General features: G+C 49.6%; 3 protein-coding genes. All 3 read right to left on the bottom strand.

Annotated features, from left to right (window positions below):
* A partial coding sequence (locus tag ACXRVY_RS24600) for an OprD family outer membrane porin (protein WP_458238480.1) occupies positions 1-314 on the bottom strand: 314 nt, incomplete at its 3' end.
* A gap of 175 nt (positions 315-489) precedes the next feature.
* Positions 490-1794 (bottom strand): dihydrolipoyllysine-residue acetyltransferase, encoded by a 1305-nt coding sequence (locus ACXRVY_RS24595; protein ID WP_458238479.1) that lies wholly within the window; start codon positions 1792-1794, stop codon positions 490-492.
* A 72-nt stretch (positions 1795-1866) separates the two neighbouring features.
* On the bottom strand, positions 1867-2386 hold a 520-nt coding region (locus tag ACXRVY_RS24590), incomplete at its 5' end, for a transketolase-like TK C-terminal-containing protein (RefSeq protein WP_458238478.1).

The following is a 2386-nucleotide window of genomic DNA, read 5'->3' as shown; positions in this document are numbered from 1 at the left end:
CTTGGGATCATAGAACTTCCTACATGGCGCCCCTTCCCGCTGTCCAAGCGTACTCCCATTAGCCCCAACGCATCCAAGCCGACACCAATTGTTCCGTCTGTAAATCCTGACTTGTAATCGAGCATGAACCCTTGGGCCCATTCCTCTGTTTTCGACGGGGCCGCCGTGCCATCACGGTTGTCGTTATTATAATATAAATTTCTGAATCCTAGATTTGCTTTGCTGTCCGAAAGAAAATCGGCATAGGCAGTAGTGCATAAGGCGATACCCGCAATACCGCCAGCCACTGTTACAGAAACGCAATGCTTACTCATAGAAGATATCCCTTATTTTTATTAGCAACAAAGTTTTGTATGGGTGCTTTTCTAGTTTTTCTGGACAGCAAATCCTACGCGGCCACACTTATTATCAAGAGAAATAACATTTGCATGCCATAACTATCTACCGCAAAGGATCGATAAGCCTTTTTAACAATTGCTCTAAAATTAATTAAACCGACACCCTCCTGAAATCAGCAAGAACTTCGTTAAGGTAGCTCAAAAACCTGCCTGCTTCGGCACCATCTACCACTCGATGATCCCAGGAAAGTGAAAGCGGCATTATCAATCTAGGAATGACTCGTCCTTCATTCGCGGTACCTACCCAAACAGGCTGGAGACGAGCMTTACCAACACCAAGTATTGCTACCTCGGGGGCGTTGATAATCGGAGTAAAATGCGTCCCACCAATTCCACCAAGTGAGGAAACCGAAAAACATCCGCCCTGCATGTGTGTCGACTTCAGCTTTCCTTCTCTTGCCAGAGATGCGAGTTCAGCCATTTCAGTGGCGATTTGCATCACGCCTTTTTGGTCTGCATCGCGAATCACAGGCACTACTAAACCACTCGGAGTATCGGCGGCAAACCCTAAATGGAGGTACTGTTTGAGAATTAGGTTATCCCCGTCCAATGAGGCATTGAAATTGGGGAATTTCTTCAGCGCTGCCGCGCATGCCTTCAAAATAAACGCCAACAAGCTCACTTTCGCGTTCTGCCCCCGACGCTCTGCATTGAGCTGTTGGCGAAGGTTCTCGAGTTCGGTTACATCAACGTCATCATGATTGGTWACATGAGGAATACGTACCCAGTTTCGATGAAGGTTCGCACCTGACAATTTACGGATGCGAGATAAGGGTTGAATTTCAATCGCCCCAAACTTACTAAAATCTACCGCCGGCCAAGGCAACAGCCCCAGGCTGTCACCGGCGGCCTCAGACTTTGTAGAAACTATAGATTTAACATGTTTCAGAACATCTTCTCGCGTAACACGTCCGCGTATTCCCTGCCCGTTAACGCAAGAAATTTCTACCCCCAGTTCTCGAGCAAACTTACGCACTGCTGGACCCGCATGGCCCGACTTTAGAGCGTCCTTCTCGATAGGTTGAGGCTGCGGGGTCGCTACAGTTGGACTTGTTTCAACTGGTGCCTGCGTTTCTGTCACAACTGGAAAAACAGGAGTGGAGTCCTTAATTTTCAACGGCGCGACCTCACTAGCAATCGCCACCTCACTTTCAAAATTTTCTTGCGCCAGTTTTAAAAGCAGTGAACCGAACGAAACCTTATCGCCCAACACAACCGCCAGTGACTCAACAACTCCTGCGACTGGGGCAGGGATATCAATCAGTGCTTTGTCCGACTCCAGCGATAACATGGGCTGGTCTTTTTCGATGCGGTCTCCCACATTGATCAAAATATCAACTACCGGTACATCCTTATAATCACCGATGTCCGGTACGGTCACTTCTAAAATGGACATGAGGGTACTACCTAAACAATAAGTGCACGGGAATCGGCCTTGCACGCAAGGCCGAAGTAAAGGAATAACCGATTAACACTGCCACGGAGCAATAGACGGACTGCCCTCACTGCGATAACGGCTCAATGCCTGACGCCAGATTGTGGAATCCAACGATTCCTCATCCACCAACGACTTAAGCGCCGCAATCACGATGGAATGGCGATCCACTTCGAAAAACTCCCTCAACGCCTGACGTGTGTCACTGCGACCGAACCCGTCGGTACCCAAAGTCACATAGCGGCTTGGAACGAAACCACGGATCAGTTCTGGCAGCGCACGAACGTAGTCAGTCGCGGCAATTACAGGTCCTTGGGTTTGATCCAGCATTCGCGTGATGTAAGGCGTTTTCGGCTCACCGCCAAAACGTTCGGTACGTTCCAGGGCGATTGCTTCGCGATGCAGCTCGGTATAACTGGTTACGCTCCACACTGCTGCCTGAATGCCCCAGTCATCAGCGAGCAATTGGCGAGCTGCCTGGACTTCGCCAAGAATTGCTCCAGAACCCAGCAACTGAACCTGAGCGTGGCTGTCACCTTCGAGACGGTAAGCC

This window comes from Pseudomonas sp. P5_A2_2, assembly GCF_054177685.1.
The sequence above is the reverse complement of the archived record's forward strand: the minus strand, read 5'-3'. Positions and strand labels throughout refer to the sequence as shown.